Source organism: Desulfatiglans anilini DSM 4660, assembly GCF_000422285.1.
GTDB lineage: Bacteria > Desulfobacterota > DSM-4660 > Desulfatiglandales > Desulfatiglandaceae > Desulfatiglans > Desulfatiglans anilini.
Window position 1 is genome coordinate 161798 of record NZ_KE383814.1, and the last position, 15925, is coordinate 177722.

Annotated in this window: 14 protein-coding genes and 1 pseudogene; 5 read left to right on the forward strand and 10 right to left on the reverse strand. The window is 59.0% G+C overall.

Going from position 1 to position 15925, the window contains the following annotated elements; translation table 11 throughout:
• Positions 1 to 573: 573 nt before the first annotated feature.
• The 3 genes from H567_RS0122000 (at position 574) to H567_RS0122010 (ending at position 4608) form a co-directional block, all read left to right on the forward strand.
• Complete coding sequence (locus H567_RS0122000; protein ID WP_084517771.1) at positions 574 to 1680, forward strand: Fic family protein; 1107 nt, start codon at positions 574 to 576, stop codon at positions 1678 to 1680.
• A 289-nt stretch (positions 1681 to 1969) separates the two neighbouring features.
• Positions 1970 to 2419: a pyridoxamine 5'-phosphate oxidase family protein gene (locus tag H567_RS0122005; RefSeq protein WP_028323030.1), complete on the forward strand. Its 450-nt coding sequence runs from the start codon at positions 1970 to 1972 to the stop codon at positions 2417 to 2419.
• Positions 2416 to 4608 carry a PEP/pyruvate-binding domain-containing protein gene (locus tag H567_RS0122010; protein WP_051185217.1) on the forward strand — a complete coding sequence of 731 codons (2193 nt, stop codon included), beginning with the start codon at positions 2416 to 2418 and terminating at the stop codon, positions 4606 to 4608. Before H567_RS0122005 ends, H567_RS0122010 begins: the two co-directional genes overlap by 4 nt.
• Positions 4609 to 4627: 19 nt before the next feature.
• Here the strand turns inward: H567_RS0122010 and H567_RS0122015 are convergent, their stop codons facing one another.
• From H567_RS0122015 to H567_RS29950, 10 genes are all read right to left on the reverse strand, one after another.
• Positions 4628 to 5329, reverse strand: coding sequence for an SDR family oxidoreductase (locus H567_RS0122015; protein ID WP_051185218.1), 702 nt, complete (start codon positions 5327 to 5329; stop codon positions 4628 to 4630).
• Positions 5330 to 5493: 164 nt separating this feature from the next.
• Positions 5494 to 5868: a pyridoxamine 5'-phosphate oxidase family protein gene (locus tag H567_RS0122020; RefSeq protein ID WP_028323033.1), complete on the reverse strand. Its 375-nt coding sequence runs from the start codon at positions 5866 to 5868 to the stop codon at positions 5494 to 5496.
• Between the two features lie 189 nt (positions 5869 to 6057).
• A complete protein-coding gene (locus H567_RS29235; protein ID WP_167330946.1) occupies positions 6058 to 6216 on the reverse strand; it encodes a hypothetical protein in 159 nt (52 codons plus the stop codon).
• Between the two features lie 232 nt (positions 6217 to 6448).
• Entirely contained in the window at positions 6449 to 7954 is a 1506-nt protein-coding gene (locus H567_RS26745) for a sigma-54 interaction domain-containing protein (RefSeq protein WP_051185219.1), read from the reverse strand.
• Positions 7955 to 8248: 294 nt separating this feature from the next.
• On the reverse strand, positions 8249 to 8944 hold the full coding sequence (gene prxU / locus H567_RS0122040) for a thioredoxin-dependent peroxiredoxin (RefSeq protein ID WP_315861807.1): 696 nt from the start codon (positions 8942 to 8944) through the stop codon (positions 8249 to 8251).
• On the reverse strand, positions 8865 to 10394 hold the full coding sequence (locus tag H567_RS26750) for an efflux transporter outer membrane subunit (RefSeq protein ID WP_161626683.1): 1530 nt from the start codon (positions 10392 to 10394) through the stop codon (positions 8865 to 8867). The genes prxU and H567_RS26750 overlap by 80 nt, the downstream gene beginning before the upstream one ends.
• A 26-nt stretch (positions 10395 to 10420) precedes the next feature.
• Positions 10421 to 11491: an HlyD family secretion protein gene (locus H567_RS0122055; protein ID WP_028323036.1), complete on the reverse strand. Its 1071-nt coding sequence runs from the start codon at positions 11489 to 11491 to the stop codon at positions 10421 to 10423.
• A gap of 9 nt (positions 11492 to 11500) precedes the next feature.
• Positions 11501 to 12208, reverse strand: a complete 708-nt coding sequence (locus H567_RS0122060; RefSeq protein ID WP_028323037.1) for an ABC transporter ATP-binding protein — start codon at positions 12206 to 12208, stop codon at positions 11501 to 11503.
• 7 nt (positions 12209 to 12215) lie between these two features.
• Positions 12216 to 13376 (reverse strand): ABC transporter permease, encoded by a 1161-nt coding sequence (locus H567_RS0122065; protein WP_028323038.1) that lies wholly within the window; start codon positions 13374 to 13376, stop codon positions 12216 to 12218.
• Positions 13377 to 13880: 504 nt separating this feature from the next.
• Positions 13881 to 14003 carry a hypothetical protein gene (locus H567_RS29950; protein WP_279615019.1) on the reverse strand — a complete coding sequence of 41 codons (123 nt, stop codon included), beginning with the start codon at positions 14001 to 14003 and terminating at the stop codon, positions 13881 to 13883.
• A 195-nt stretch (positions 14004 to 14198) separates the two neighbouring features.
• Between H567_RS29950 and H567_RS0122075 the strand changes: the two genes are divergently transcribed.
• Entirely contained in the window at positions 14199 to 15329 is a 1131-nt protein-coding gene (locus H567_RS0122075; protein WP_028323039.1) for a glycerol dehydrogenase, read from the forward strand.
• A 331-nt stretch (positions 15330 to 15660) separates the two neighbouring features.
• Positions 15661 to 15925: pseudogene (locus H567_RS0122080) on the forward strand (hypothetical protein); the annotation flags it as partial.

Consider the following 15925-nt stretch of genomic DNA (forward strand, 5'->3'; position numbering starts at 1 on the left):
TTATTGGTTTCCCCCGCGCATGCGGGGATCGACCTCACTGAGGAAGGCGGCTTGCTCAGATTGTGGAGTTTCCCCCGCGCATGCGGGGATCGACCCCAACACAAGGAGGAACCACCATGCACATGCCTGTTTCCCCCGCGCATGCGGGGATCGACCTCAACAAGTTACGGGAGCCGAGCTGGGTTCCCTGTTTCCCCCGCGCATGCGGGGATTGACCTGTTCTTGTCGAGTTCTTGACCTTTTTTCTGATGATTTTTATAGCCCCAGCGAACATCTTTTTTCGGTGCTTCCTTTTTAAATGGTACGTTAGGTCTCCAAAAGCGCCAACTTTCGTCCAACGCATAGATCGTTTTGTCCTGCTAACAGTAGCATCCAGATGTGCACTTCGGTATGGCCCGCCGGGCTCAAGCCTGCCGAGCCTCTTTGCGGGCGCCACTCTCCGGGGTTCGGCTTCTCGTGCGAACCTGTCCGGTCTGCGGCGATTAGATCCTGTATTCTCTGCATATATTGCGGAGAATATGCTTGCCTTTGCGGTGAATAAGGGTCATAATATCCGCAAGAGGTGCGGCGATTATGGTGAAATATATACATGAACGGCCCGAATGGCCCAAATTTCAGTGGGATACAGGGGTGTTGGCAGATCGATTGGCTGCCGTTCGGCATCGGCAGGGGCGGCTGATCGGACGAATGGAAATCCTTGGTTTTTCTTTGCGGGACGAAGCGGTCCTTGAAACCCTCACCCGGGATGTCCTCACATCCAGCGAAATCGAAGGTGAAATGCTCGATCCGGCTCAAGTGCGCTCTTCGATCGCGCGGCGTTTGGGTATGGACATCGCCGGGCTGGTTCCGGCGGATCGGGATGTCGAGGGCGTTGTCGAGATGATGCTCGATGCGACCCAGAAATTCGATGAACCCCTGACCGTGGAACGCCTGTTCGCCTGGCATGCTTCGCTGTTTCCGACAGGGCGGAGTGGCATGACGCGGATCCTTGTCGGGGCATGGCGGGATGACAGTGCCGGACCTATGCAAGTTGTTTCCGGCCCTTTTGGCAGAGAACAAGTCCACTATCAGGCCCCCGATGCCGCGCGTCTCGACCGTGAAACGAAACTCTTTCTTGAGTGGTTCAACGCGGAGCAAAAAATCGACCCCGTTCTGAAATCAGGAATCGCTCACTTGTGGTTTGTGTCGATCCACCCGTTTGACGATGGGAACGGCCGCATCGCACGGGCCATTGCCGATATGGCTCTCGCTCGATCAGAGGGGAGTTCGAAGCGCTTCTACAGCCTGTCAGCGCAAATCCGGCAGGAGCGAGGCATCTATTACAAGGACCTGGAACGAGTACAGAAAGGGGATCTTGATATTACGGAATGGTTGCGCTGGTATCTGGACTGTCTGGATCGTGCTATCGAAGGAGCCGAGGTGATCCTAGCCAACGTGCTCAAAAAAGCGCGTTTCTGGGAATGTCACGCTGAGGTGACGTTCAACGACCGGCAGAAAGATATTCTGATGCATCTATTGGCTGGCCTTAAAGGCAAGCTGACCACCTCGAAATACGCTAAGATCGAGAGCTGTTCTCAGGATACGGCTTTGCGTGACATCAAAGAACTTCTTAGGTTAAGCATTCTGCAAAAAGATACCGGAGGTGGCCGGAGCACGAGTTATTCGCTGGTAGAGCCGTAAAGCTCCGCGCTCTGAGGGTGCGGAGCTTTACTATGTGCATTGCAAAGTCGAATGCTCCTCTGGGGAAATCGAAATGTCCAATCAGGAAATCCGCTTGAGTTTTCCTTTCCGATTTTTTATTTCAGGATGTGGATTAAAGATAAAATAAAAATAAAAGCCTTATTCCTTCAGCGGTCAGCAGGCCGCTTCCCATGCTCGATGGGCCTGCGGGAACGGTTGCCGTTTTGTGCCTGGTTTCGCCGAACAGGACGTGATTTTCCTCCAAGATGCAAGAAGGGTGAGTCAGACTATGATTGCATTAGAGAATCATAAAGCCGATCTTGTCTCCTTTTTCAGGTCGCAGCCGCTGGCCGTGCTGGCTACCCACTACCATGGACAGCCATACGGAAGCCTGGTTGCCTTTGCCGCCAGTCAGGATTTGAAGCACCTCGTTTTTTCAACGACCCGGTCGACCCGGAAATTTGCGAACCTGTCCGCAGATCCACGGGTGGCGATGGTCATCGACAACCGTTCCAACCATCCTTCCGATTTGAGATTCGCCAGGGCCGTGACGGCTACAGGAAGGGCGGAGGAAATATCGAAGGATGCGCCTGAGGGTTTTTTGGCCGCCTATCTGGACAAGCACCCGCATATGGAAGATTTTGTGTCATCCCCGTCGTGTGCGTTGGTGGCCATCCGTGTCGAGGTTTATTATCTGGTGACCCGTTTTCAGAATGTGGTGGAGATCCATTTGACATGACGGCATTGATTCTCACGCTGGATCAGGTGGAAGAGGGGCATGGCCCGATCGTGGGTGGAAAGGCGGTTTCCCTTGCGGCCATGCACAAGAACGGCATCCGGGTGCCCCCTGCCGTCTGCATCACCGTGGAGGCCTACCGTCAGTATGTCGCCGTGACGGGTCTCGCGGACCAGATCATTCTGGATCTCTACCGCAAGCCGTTCGAGGAGATGCGCTGGGAGGAGATCTGGGACACCGCCCTTCGCATTCGAAACGCCTTTCTGAAGACCCCTGTTCCGGCAGAGCTTCAAACGGCCCTGCTCGGGGAGTTCGAATCGCGGTTTTCGACAAGGCCTGTCTCCGTCCGGTCATCCGCGCCGGGCGAGGATTCGTCGAAAACCTCTTTCGCGGGCCTGCACGAGTCCTTCGTCAATATCCGGGGGGCCGATGCGATCCTGGCGCATGTGCGGTTGGTGTGGGCATCGTTGTGGTCCGATCGAGCGCTTCTTTACCGGCAGGAGATTGGTCTGGACGTGCGGAAGAGCGCCATGGGCGTGCTGGTCCAGGAGATGATTCCGGGGGAGCGCTCGGGGATCATATTCGGCAGGAGTCCGACCGATCCCCATGTTTCCGTCATCGAAGCGGTGTACGGTCTGAATGCAGGCCTGGTGGACGGCACCATCGAGCCGGATCGGTGGAACCTGGATCGAAAAACCGGTCGGATCCTGGCTCATGTGCCTGTGCGGAGGGAGAAGGCCCTGCGGCCTGCCGGGAATGGCGTCCGCATCGGGCCCTTGCCGGCGTCTTTGCAGAAGGAGCCCCCGCTCGTCGCGACGGAGCTCTCCGAGGTCTATGCGCTCTGCATGCGCTCGGAAGCGGTCTTTCAGGCACCCCAGGATATGGAGTGGACCTACCGGGGCAAGGAATTGCATGCGCTTCAATCGAGGCCGATCACCACTGCTCTTCAGGCCGAACCGGATGACCAGCGGCCGTGGTATCTGAGCCTCCATCAAAGTTTCGAAAACCTGAAGGCGCTTCGCACCAGGATCGAGGGTGAGCTGATCCCGATGATGGAAAAGGAGGCCCGGGAACTCGCTGGCATGGAGCTCGGGGCGCTGTCGAACAAGGACCTTGCGGACGAAATCCACAGGCGACGTCGGATTCACCTGCATTGGCTCGATATCTACAAGCGGGATTGCATCCCGTTCGCCCACGGTATGCGCCTCTTCGGTCAGGTGTACAACGACAGGATGCAGCCGGAGGACCCGTTCGAATTCTTGAAGCTCCTTTCCGGAACCGGCATGGTGAGCACTGAGAGAAACCGGATGCTCGGGGAATTGGCCGACATGATTCGACACGACAGGAGGCTTTCAGCCTGCCTCGAGACGGAGCCTGTCGAGCATTGCGATGAGGGGTTTAGCGAGAAATTCGACGCGCTGATCTCGCAGTTCGGAGATGTTGCATGGGGGGAGAACCGGTTCAGCCAGGATGCGAAGGATCTGGTGGCGCTTCTTCTGGAAATGGGGAAACGGTCTTCAGAACCCAAAGCGCAGGAGGGAAAGCGGGCCGAATCGCTGGAGGAAGACTTCCTCTCCATGTTCGAAGAGGATCAGCGATCCATGGCCCTCGAGATCCTGGACATCGGCAGGGCCAGCTACCGGCTCAGGGACGACGACAATATCTATCTGGGCAAGATCGAGGGGCAGCTCCTGGCGGCGGTCGAAGAGGGGAGATCGCGGCTGGCGAAGCAGCCGGAGGCCGGTGCGCAGGGGCTCGCCAGGGATCAGGTGCCGGATGCACTGCGGGGGAAGCGGACGATCGAAAGCCTGAACAAGCCGTCTCTTGAGGCGGCTCGGGAAAAGAGCTTTTCCGTCGCCGCCCGACAGATCGTGGGCCAGCCGGCAGGCCCCGGCATCGCAACCGGAAAGGCCCGCGTGGTCTTGAGCCGCTCCGATCTGTTTTCATTCAAGCGGGGCGAAATCCTGGTGTGCGACGCCATCGACCCGGGGATGACCTTTGTGATCCCGCTTGCCTCGGCCGTGGTGGAGCGGAGGGGAGGCATGCTCATCCACGGGGCCATCATCGCCCGGGAATACGGTCTGCCGTGCGTCACGGGCGTGCCTGATGCCACGCGGTGGATCCGGACCGGCGATGTCCTCACCGTGGACGGCTATCTGGGGATGGTGATCATCGGCGGTGAAGGGCGTTGACCGCTGCAGCCCGCGGCCTTCACCAGGGTATTTCCTCGCCGTTGAATCTGAAGAACCTTCCGGTGTGGCGCATATCGAAGCGTTCAATGATGCGGCGCATGCCCGCCACCGTGTCGACGGGCCTGAAGGGGGCATCGGGTCCGCCCATGCGGGTGTTGTTCCATCCGGGATGCAGAATCAACACTCCGATTCCGAGCGGTTTCAGCTCCAATGAGACCCCCTTCATGGACGCGTTCAGAGCCGCTTTGCTGGACCGATAATAGAAGGCATCCGCGGTTTCAATCTCTGTGATGCTTCCCATATGAGTGCTGATGGCGACAACGAGACGCCGGGCGCTCGCGGCTACCATTGGCTTCAAAGCGCGTGTTACACGCAGGCATCCTAGCGTATTGACCCGGAAGGTCAATTCCCAGTCGTCGAATCGAAGGTTGTCCAGGCTGACCTCTTCATATTTCTCCAGGTATAGGCCTGCATTGTTGATCAGGACATCTATGGATTCATTCCGGAGTTCCCGCGCAAGGGCGTTGACGTCATCCGGTTTGGTGATGTCCAGCCGGTGGACGGTGATGCTTCGATGGGAGTGAGCCAAAGCCTTCAAGTCATCCGCTTCTGCGGGGTGCCGGCAGGTCGCGAAAACCCGCCAGCCTTCCTCGGCATACTGGCGGACCCACTCGATCCCCAAACCCCTGTTGCTTCCCGTCACCAGTACATTCGGCATCATTTACTCCAAGCGGATGTCTTTGGCCGGTCCCCAAAGTCCGTGATCGAACCGTCAGATTCAACCCGTCGACAAGAGGGCCCGGCGGCATCGCTGAGTTTGCGGAATCCCGCCAGGTGGTGTCCTGCAGCGCTTGCGTGCTGCGCGAGGTCCAAACAACCGGGCTCCTATTCCCCTCCGATGAGGGGAAGGACTTTGTCGATCTTGAAGAAGACCAGGAATCGAGTTTCTCCGGGAGGCGTCGAGTATTCCCGCCGGTTGAGAGTATGAATGAGTTCGCTGTTTTCCTCTTCACGCACCTTCGTCAGGTAAAGCCTCTTGCCAATGTATCCGGGACCCTCCTCGACAAACAGAAAGGCGGCATGCGGGTTGGACTGGAGATTGTGATGGGTCAGTCGGTCGCGCATGATGAAGGCGACGGTGTCATCTTCCATAAAGTGTGGTCTAGAATAGAGGGCTGCGTCTACTTTTCCCTCGATGTCGGATGTAGCCATGACCCCGATGCCTTTTATATTTTCAAAATAAGCTTTTAATTCCTTCATTAAGCTCATCCTAATTTTTTATGTTTATTCAATATGATCACTGTAGTGCCACACCCACAGTATATTTTATTGAATGGATCCTGTCAAAAATTAAAAAATAAAAAAAGCCCTTTTCCCTGATCTAGCCGCAGATTGTTAAACAGGGAATAGGGCCTAAAGAATACGCCTCATGAAAAAAAAGATGAGGGGTTAGTCTCCGATAGGAATGGCACGCGAAGCATCATCCATACAATTTTTAAGATCTTCTTCGTTGACCTTCTTGGGGTCTTTGAGATCCATAACCCTGCACACATATTCATTGCCCGCCTTGTCTTTTACCCAAACAAATCTCTGCTCATGCTCTGCCATTTTGTGATCCCCTTTCATCGTGCTGATTTCGTTGCATTCAACGAAGGAATGAGGTTTCTTGCATATAACGAATCTCTGCGGCCGTTGTCTCATAAACAAACGCAAAGGCCGTGCCAAAGAGAAAGCAATGGGGTCAGGCCATGTAAGCTATGGATATAACAACGTTCGTTGAACTTGGATGGGATGCGGCATCTTGCAGGTAACCCTCGACATGTCGAGGTTCCGCGATATGTCAAGGCAGAGGCTTCTGTACCCCGAGCTTCTTCATGCGGCTTCTCAGGGTGCTCGGGTGGATGCCCAGGCGTTGAGCCGCTCCGCCTCTTCCCTCGATTTTCCACTGGCATGATTCCAGGATGTTCACGATGTGGCGGCGTTCAATTTCTTCGAGAGTGGCGCCTTCCGGCGGGTTGGCGGCCGGGTTTTCCGGTGCATCCAGCATCAATTCGCTGCCGTGCGAGAGGATGACCGCACGGTGGACTGCGTTTTCCAATTCTCTGACGTTTCCGGGCCAGTCATACTTCATCAGGGCGTTCAGGGTGCGTTGTGAAATGCTTTTGATCTGCTTCCCCAGTTTTCGATTGTAAATCGAAATAAAATGGGAGACCAGAGACTCCAGATCATCTTTGCGTTCTCGAAGAGGCGGGACCGTTATGGGAAAGATGCTCAGCCGGTACCACAGGTCCTCCCGAAAACGCCCTTCCGCAATAGCCTTGACAAGGTTGCGGTTGGTAGCGGCGATGACGCGCACATCCACTTTGATGGTTCTCGAGCTGCCTATCCTCTCAAATTCATGATCCTGCAGGACCCGTAGCAGCTTAGCCTGCAGTTCCAATGGGAGGTCCCCTATCTCGTCAAGAAAGAGGGATGTTCCTTCCGCCAATTCGAAACGCCCGATCCGCTTGTTGTAGGCCGTGGTATAGGCGCCCTTTTCGTGTCCGAAAAGTTCGCTCTCGATCAACTGCGCGGGCAGAGCCGCGCAGTTGACTTGAATAAGCGGTTTGTCCTTCCTGGTGCTCGATTCATGGATGGCCTTCGCAATGAGGCCTTTCCCGGTTCCGGTCTCCCCGAGGATGAGAACGGGTGCGTCGGTCGGGCCGACCTGGGCAACCTGTGAAAGCACGCTCCGAATGGCGAGGCTCGTTCCTACAATGCCGGGGAAGGCCTGATCCGTCTTGATCGTTTCTCGAAGCGCGAGATTCTCCCTTTCGAGTTGCTCCTCCAGTGACTGCACCTCCGAAAGCGCCCGCTGGAGTTCCTGGTTCGCCTTCTTTAGGTGGGATGTCTTCTCCTCCAGCCTTCGTTCGAGTTCCTGGTTCATTCGGCTCATGGCCTCTTCAGCCAGTTTTTTCGTTGTAATGTCAAGGTGGAAAAAGACCGCGCCGGTAAGAGGCCTCTCGAAATGCCGCGCCCCCATCAGAAACCACCTCTTTTCATGGGGGCTGTGGCAGGGATACTCGTGAAAGTAAGAGGGGGTGCGGCCCGTTATCACGTCTTCAATGGACCGGACGATTTCTTTGAGAGAGGGCTCGTCCTTTTCCGCCTTGCGACAGACGTCCAGGTAGTTTGCGCCGATACCGGTCGACACGAGTAGGGGATCCCCATTTTCTCTGGCGTATCGTTTCCATGACTCATTGACGTAGATGATGGTTCCGTCCGGATCGAGCACCGCGATGTTTGAGACTAACGAATCCAGCACCGCACTGCAAAAATCCTCGTTCATCAGAAAATTCATGGTCATGAGAACTCCTGAAAACGAAAACCTCTTTTTAATAAAGACTTCTAAGCATTCATGCTGTTCTCTGGCAACCAATTTTTCATATGATCGATACGCTGCCTACACGATGGATTCACATGGCAGTACAGGAATCCCCCCGGGGCTGCCTATTCACCGGTTGGAAATGATCCTGTTCATGGCGGGCCTCATGAGGCGGCATCGAGCGATCCTATTGGAGGAGCCTCCGACCGAGGGTTTCGAAGAGATGCTCGCCGGCGCTTTTTCCGCGATAATTAGGCCTTTTGGGATGAAGGCCGTCTAAAAGGCGTTTCTCAGTTTCCAGGTTTGCCAGACCTTTCCGGAGAGCCTCTTGCCCTCCTCTTCGCCCGGGAGGGCGGGTTTGCCCGGCTCCCAGCCGCAGGGCATGGCCTGGCCGGTTTCCCGGTGATGCTGCAGGGCCCTGAGCTGCCTCAGGATTTCGGGAATATTTCTTCCAAGAACGTCGCACGTGATCTCCATGGCCTGCACCACGCCTTCCGGGTCGATGATGAAGCGGCCCCGCTGATCGGTGGCAGCACGGGCGTCATAGACCCCGTAGCGCCTTCCGATTTCCCCCTCCGGATCCGAGAGCATGGGGAATCGGACGCCGCCGGGGATCATCCTGGAGAGCTCCGCTTCCTCCCATTTCCGGTGGCTTTCGACGCTGTCCACGCTGACGGCCAGCACGGCCGTTCCCAGTTCCTGAAAGGCGGGGTATTTGGCGGCAACTGCCGCCAGCTCCGTAGGTCACACACAGGTGAAGTCGGCGGGGTAGAAAAAAAGGACGACCCACTGTCCCCTGTAATCGCCTAGAGCGATCTTGGTAACGGACCCCTTGTCGTAGGCCGACGCCTCAAAATCGGGTGCCGGCGCACCCACGCATGCCCCCATGGCGTCATCCTCCTGACGGCGGTCGGCCGTCTGCAACATCTGCTTCAGGCGACGATCCGCCTTCCTCTGTCTGAAGCTCCGCATCGCGCCACCCCCCGCCGAGCGCCTTGTAGAGGGAAACGAACCCGACGGCCCGATGGATCCGGCTCAGCGCCAATTCGTCCTCCGCCCTGTAAAGCGCACTCTCGGCGTCCAGGATGGCGAGATAGCTCACGGCCCCTGCGGTATAGAGCTCCCTGGCCATGCTCAGGGCATCCTCGTTGGCCGCTGCGGCGACCGAGAGCGCAGCGGCCCGCCGCTTTTCCGTGGAAAGGACGATCAGGGCGTTCTCCACCTCTTCCAGGGAAAGCAGCACCACCTTTTCGTAATGGGCGATGGACTCGTCCCGAACGGCCTCCTTGGCTGCAATCTCGGACAGGATGCGCCTGAAGTTGAGAATCGGCCATCGAATCGAGGGGCCGAGCCCCCAGTAGTGGCCGGAGCGCCAGGAGGTGCTGTCCAGATCGTCGTCCAGATATCCGAAAGATCCCGTCAGGGAAAAGCGCGGGAACAGATCCGCGGTGGATACGCCGATCCCCGCGGTGGCCGCAGCCACCTCCCGCTCGGCCTTGCGGATGTCGGGCCTCTGCCTCAGAAGTTCGGATGGAAGGCCTGCCGGCAGCTTGTCGGGGATCGCGGGGATCGGGGCAGCCGGGGAGAGCTCCGGGATGAGGCTCGCGGGGGCCTGGCCGAGGAGGACGCCCAGCCGATGCACGGCGGTCAGGATGTCGTTTTCGAGGGAAGGGATCCTGGATTCGGCTGAGGCCACTTCCCCGAGGGCCCTCGACAACTCCAAATGGTTCACCAGGCCTGCATCGTAGCGTGACTGCGTGATCGAGGCGTTGGTCCTGCGGGATTCCAGCTCCCGCTGCGCGATGTCCACGCGGAGTTGCGCCCCCCTCAGTTCCAGGTAATTGCGGACCACATCGCCCTGGAGGGTCACCAGGACGTCTCGAAGGCCTTCTCCGGCCGCCTCCAGGTCGGCGTAGGCCGCTTCGATCTCCCTCCGGATGCCGCCGAAGATGTCGATCTCCCAGGAGGCGTCGAAGCCCGCCTGGTAAAACTCTCCCCGCCGCTGAAGGGCCGTGGGGCTCGTGCCGATTTCCCGGGTCGGAGCCGCTGCGTCTGAGCGCCGATAGACATCATAGGATCCCTGGGGGCCGCCCTCGGGAAGGAGTCGGGCGCCGCTGACCCCCGCCATGGCCCGGGCCTGCTGCACCCTCGCTGCGGCCGCGCGGATGTCGAGGTTGTTCTCCACCGCCTGCGCGATCAGCCGGGTGAGGACCGGGTCCTGGAGCATGGTCCACCAGGAGCCGCCGATACAGGGGCCGGGCGGATCGGACGTGGCAATGGGCGGCTCGAGAGCTGTATAGGCCGAAGGGACGGCCGGCTCCGCCCTTCGATAGTCGGGGCCGACCGGCGCGCATCCCTGCGCCGTCATCGCCGCGGCAAGGAGGAGTGCGGCCCATAAGCCGCAGGGCCGCGAGGCCGTCATCCTTGAATTCTCCAACGCCTCACCCATCAATGTTTCCGCCCGCTGTCCATCTGGGTCCGGTCCTCGATGTAAACGTCCACCTGCTGTCCGGCGTAGACCGGGAGGCTTTCCCTCGGAAAGGAATACACCACCTGAAGGACACGGGTGTCCACCCGCTCGGTGCTTTCGCCCGTGAGGGACCTTTTCGGGATGACGTAGTGCTCCACATATTCGAAGGCGAGGTCCGTCCGGTATTCGGCATGGCCCCGAAGGTAGGCCACGGCGGGGGCCTCGGGGCTGAAGCGCCAGGCGTCGTTCTCGTCGATGTCGACCCGGACATGGAGCCGGTCCACGCTCCCCAGGAGGACCAGGGGCTGGGGCAGGGGGCCGCTCTGCGCGAACTCGCCCGGCCGGATGTTCACCTGAAGCACCTCGCCGGCCACGGGCGCCTGCACCGTGAGTCTCTCCAGTTCCACGCGGGCCGCCTCACGCTCGGCGCGGCTGCGCTCGATCGCCGCCTTCGCCACGTCGATGTCGGGCTGCCAGGAGCCGGCCTCGAGGAGGGCCAGGTCAGCCGCGGCCCGGTTCAGCCGGGCCTCGGCGATCGACACGGCATAGCGTCGCTTGTTGATCTCCTCGATGCTGACGGCCCGACGGTCGGTGACCCTTTCCATGATCTCCAACTGCTGCCGGAGATCATCCAGAATGGCCTTCGCCTCCTTGACCTGCGCCTCGGCAATGGGGATCTCCTCGGGCCTTGGCGCCGCCTTCAGCGCCCCCAGGCGGACCTCGGCCTCCTGGAGCATGGCCTCCCGCACCGCGAGTTCGGCGCGGTGGGCTCGTTCATCCAGGGCGAAGACCGGATCCCCGGCCGCGACCCGATCCCCGACCTTCACATAGACCCGGGTCACGATGCCCGGCAGGTGGGCGCCGAGCGCGATGTTGCGCGTGCTGGCTTCGATGATGCCCGAACCGGAGATCTTGTTGGCGAAGGACGGGCGGGGGGGTTCGGCGACCGGCTCTGCCGGCGGGATGGGCCGGGTGCTCTGGACCGAGGTCCAGACGGCGAAAAGGACCCCGGCGACGGCCAGGAGGGGTAGAAGAACCTTGCGGATCATGTTGGACCTCTATTCATGCGCCACCTGGGATTCGACGACGGTAATCCGTCCGTCGTCCATCCGGGCGATCCTGTCCGCGAAGTTGAAGATGCGGTTGTCGTGGGTCACGATGATCAAGGCGCGTTCCGCGGTCAGCGCCTTGCCCCGCAGGACCTCCAGGACCATGCGTCCGGTGTCGGCATCCAGGGCGCTGGTAGGTTCGTCGCAGACGATCAACTGCGGGTCGTGGGCCAGGGCCCGGGCGATGGCCACCCGCTGCTGCTGGCCCCCGGAAAGCTGGGCGGGAAGGGCCTGGAGGCGGTCGCCGAGACCCACCTGTTCGAGGAGGCGGGCCGCCCGCTCGTGGGCCTTGGACCGGCCCATGCCGTTGATCAGCAGGGGCACCGACACGTTTTCGGCCGCGCTGAGCGTCGGCAGAAGGTTGTAGGCCTGGAACACGAACCCGATTTTGGATCCCCGGTACCGTGTCTTTCGGCGCTGGTTCATGCCCCGGAGGTCTTGATTGAACACCAGGCACTCCCCCTCGTCGTGGTCGAGGATGCCGGCCATGACCGAAATGAGCGTCGTTTTGCCGCATCCGGAGGGGCCGACGAGCATCAGGAGTTCCCCGGTGCGCACCTCCAGGTCCACCCCCCTCAGGGCGACCACTTTGGTCGGTCCGGTCACATAGGTTTTACCGACCCCCCGGCAGTAGACCGCCAGTCCGTTCTGGTTCATGCAACCTCTACGACTTGAAGACGATGGCCGGCTCGAGCCGCATCACCCTGCGGATGCTGATCAAGGCCGAAAAAACGATGATCACGGCTATGGCGCCTGCCGAGACCAGGAGGAGTTCCCGGGTGAGGCGGAAGGCGAGTTCGGTCCCGCGCAGCAGGTATCCGAAGAGGGACGCCCCGCCCACCCCCATGCCGTAGCCGATGGCGCCCACGACCAGCGCCTGGAGGATGATCATGCGCAGAAGCAGGGCGTTGGTGGCGCCCATGGCCTTGAGCGTTCCGAAATACCGGAGATTTTCCAGGGTGAAATTGTAGAAGGTCTGCCCGGCGATCGCAGTCCCGATCAGAAAACCCAGGGCGACGGCGATCCCGAAGTTGATCGGAATTCCCGTGTTTTCCATGAAGAAGTCATAGGTCAGGTCCTTGAACTGCTGGGCCGTATAGGCCGCAAGGCCGGTGCGCTCCTCGATGCGGTCGCACAGGGCCTGGAGATCCTCGCCCTCCTCGGCTTTCACCAGCACAAAGGAAAGGAGCTTCCGCTCCCGGGGGGCAAAGCTGGTCGCCCGGCTGTAGGTGGTGAAAATGACGGGCTGGGACTGAAAGGTCCGCGAGACGCGGCAGATCCCCACCACGACGGCGCGGTGGTCGTTGATCTCCAGGATATCGCCCACCTTGAGGGGGATCGGTTTGCCGCCCGGTCGATCGGGCGGCTGCGCCAGGCGGGTTTTGGCCCCGACATCGTTGACGATGATCGCGTCCTGGCGGCGCAGATCGCTGAGGGTGCCCTCCAGCATGGCGGGCGGTCCGCCGATGAGGGTGGCGTCGTCCAGGCCGAGCACATTGCAGATCTGAAAGTTGCCGTTTTGCAGCCGCGCCTTGAGAAGCCCCTTGTACAGCGGAACGGCCCATTCCACGCCCGGGATGCCCCGTACCCGGTAAAGCTCCGTGTCCTGAAGCGGCTTCACATCGTCGATGAAGAGGACCTTGGGGTCCATGACCCAGATGTCGGGCTGGGAGAGGTCCGTGATGGTTCCATAGGTTCGGGTCATGAGCCCGGTGAAAATGGAGGACTGCTGGGTGATCAGCAAGGAGGCGAAGGAAAGGCCCATGATGATGCCCAGGTACTTTCCTCGGTCGCCGATGAGCATTTTCAGGGCGATGGCATACATTGGCAGGGCCCGAGACGGTGCAGTTCAGGATTCGGGTCAGCGATCAAAGCCACGAAAAAGCCCGAAGCCCCCTGCACAAAGACCGATGAACCGGCCAACCTACAGGGAGGCCGCAAAGCAGCGGCGCGGAATCCACCGCAACTGTTTGATATAAGGATTATTATAAGAAATTGACCCGATCATCATATTATCGGTCGCAGGCGGTGTCAATTTTTTTGAGGGAGTCCGCATCCGGGTTCCCGTCCTCGAGAAAGGCAGACCTGGCACGACCCCGGTTTTTCAAGCAAACAGGCGGGGAACGCCGCAGGGACGGCGCCCCGGCATAGAGAGCCCGATGGTGTGCGCTTCACATCTTTCGGCATTGAATTCTGCGTCTAGGTGCGCCCGGGGCGGCTCGCGCGGAAGGCTTCCGTGGCGGTCGAGGCCCTCCAGGACAGGGCGCTCCGGAGAAAGGAGATTTTCGGCCCAGACCGAAAAAACTCTTGACCGACACCTCGACAAACACTAGACAGTTTCCATCCGGAAATGGTCTTTTTGGCCGATCTCGGCATCCATCTGCACGTTTGCTTGTGCGGCGACCTGCAGGTCGCCTCTGCGCAAACGCTTGATTTCATTGATGTTAGCCAAAAATCCTCATTTTCGGATTGGAAACGGGGTCCTACCGGGAAATCATTTCCGAATGGATAGATAGACTGCAGCTGTTTGTGGTGTCTCGAAACGGCATCCCGGGGGAAAGGTTGAACAACGCGACACGCCGCGCGGCTGCATATGAGCCATTTGGTTGGGAGTTCCCCCGATTCATCAAACGGTCAGGAGTTCAACATGTTGAAGAAGGCTGTTTTTCCAGGCAAATACATCCAGGGTCCCCATGCGATCACCGAGCTGCCCTCGTTGATCACATTGCTGGGTCATCAGGGGCTGATACTGGCTTCGCCCTCGGTTCTGGATAAGGTGCTCCCTCGATGCGCCATAGATCTGAACGCGGAAGGCATCCACACCGAGCTGTTCCGCGGCGAGTGCTGCGAGGAGGAAGTGGGCCGGATCGGCGCGATTCTGTCGGAAAAACAGGTTGATGTGCTGGTCGGGATGGGTGGGGGAAAAACCATTGACACCGCGAAGATAGCCGCTGATCGGGCGAACAGACCCGTGATCGTCATCCCCACTATCGCTTCGACCGATGCTCCGTGCAGCGGATGTGCAGTGCTGTACTCGAGTGATGGGGTCTTTGAAGCCGTGCACTATCAAAAAGCCAACCCCGCGGCGGTTCTCGTCGATGTGGACATCATCGCAGCGGCCCCGACCCGGTTCCTGGTGGCGGGCATGGGCGACGCACTGGCCACCTGGTTCGAAGCCAGGTCCTGCAGCCGCACCCAATCGGTGAACGAGTGCGGCGGACGCAGCACAACTGCCGGGCTTCACATCGCCAAACTCTGTTATGAAACCCTGCTGGCCTATGGTTCGGCCGCCCGGATCGCCGCCGAAAGGCGCATCGTCACACCCGCTCTGGAGCACATCGTCGAGGCGAATATCCTGTTGAGCGGTCTGGGGTTCGAAAGCGCCGGATTGGCGGCGGCACATGCCATACACAATGGTTTGACCGCCCTGGCGGAAACCCATTCATTCTACCATGGCGAAAAAGTAGCCTTTGGCGTTTTAGCCGGGCTCCAGCTTTCAGATGCCTCCATGGACGAGTCGGCAACGGTTTTTGCCTTCTGTGAAGACGTCGGGTTGCCGACCACGCTTGCAGACATCGGGCTCGGGAACGCCGATCCGGAAAGACTGATGGAAGCAGCGGAAAAAGCGTGTGCTCCCGACCAGCCCATCCATCACGAAGCGGGGATCACGACCCCCGAAAAAGTCCTGAATGCGATGCTTGCGGCAGATGCTGCAGGCAAGGCGAGGAAAAGCGACGCCGTGTGCTCGGCAAGACGGCAGCCGAGCGCAAAGCCATGATGAGCGCGTCGTGCTTCTACGGTTCGATGAGCATCGGCGATTGGTGTCCAAGCCGTATGACAGGCGCGTTGTGAATCTACAGAGGGGGATTCCTCTCCCCCTGAAAAGGTTTAGCCACACACCGAGGACGCCGCGCGGTCGATGAGGAGGGGTTGCACGCATTCATCATGAATTAGCCAAATGGTTATACAAATTCCTCGTGTTTTTAGTCTCTGATGTCGTTCCGGATCTCACATGTCTTCATCTCTGTCTTCTGTAGATCATATGAAACGGGCTGGTCCGGGGTGTAAAATACACCCCAGCCAAGAAATCCAAAACGGAGGACCAGCCCATGAAAAAAGTAGCGTATGTCGGTGTAGATTACCACATGAATTCTCTTTCGATCGCCGTAGTGGTCGAGGGTGAGAAGCGGATTCACCAGATGATCCGCTTGGCGAACGATGACAAGGTAATCGCGAAGTATTTCAAGAAACTGTCTGCCGAGTTTGAAATTCGGGCCTGCTATGAAGCCTCCTGTAGCGGCTATGCGTTTCAGCGAAAAATGAAAAACTGGGGTTATGCGTGTGAAGTGATCGCACCAGCGTTGATTCCTCGTA

Coding starts and splice junctions, on each gene's coding strand:
- H567_RS0122000 (WP_084517771.1), top strand. CDS start 574: ATGGTGAAATATATACATGAACGGCCCGAATGGCCCAAATTTCAGTGG.
- H567_RS0122005 (WP_028323030.1), top strand. CDS start 1,970: ATGATTGCATTAGAGAATCATAAAGCCGATCTTGTCTCCTTTTTCAGG.
- H567_RS0122010 (WP_051185217.1), top strand. CDS start 2,416: ATGACGGCATTGATTCTCACGCTGGATCAGGTGGAAGAGGGGCATGGC.
- H567_RS0122015 (WP_051185218.1), bottom strand. CDS start 5,329: ATGATGCCGAATGTACTGGTGACGGGAAGCAACAGGGGTTTGGGGATC.
- H567_RS0122020 (WP_028323033.1), bottom strand. CDS start 5,868: ATGAAGGAATTAAAAGCTTATTTTGAAAATATAAAAGGCATCGGGGTC.
- H567_RS29235 (WP_167330946.1), bottom strand. CDS start 6,216: ATGGCAGAGCATGAGCAGAGATTTGTTTGGGTAAAAGACAAGGCGGGC.
- H567_RS26745 (WP_051185219.1), bottom strand. CDS start 7,954: ATGACCATGAATTTTCTGATGAACGAGGATTTTTGCAGTGCGGTGCTG.
- H567_RS26750 (WP_161626683.1), bottom strand. CDS start 10,394: ATGACGGCCTCGCGGCCCTGCGGCTTATGGGCCGCACTCCTCCTTGCC.
- H567_RS0122055 (WP_028323036.1), bottom strand. CDS start 11,491: ATGATCCGCAAGGTTCTTCTACCCCTCCTGGCCGTCGCCGGGGTCCTT.
- H567_RS0122060 (WP_028323037.1), bottom strand. CDS start 12,208: ATGAACCAGAACGGACTGGCGGTCTACTGCCGGGGGGTCGGTAAAACC.
- H567_RS0122065 (WP_028323038.1), bottom strand. CDS start 13,376: ATGTATGCCATCGCCCTGAAAATGCTCATCGGCGACCGAGGAAAGTAC.
- H567_RS0122075 (WP_028323039.1), top strand. CDS start 14,199: ATGTTGAAGAAGGCTGTTTTTCCAGGCAAATACATCCAGGGTCCCCAT.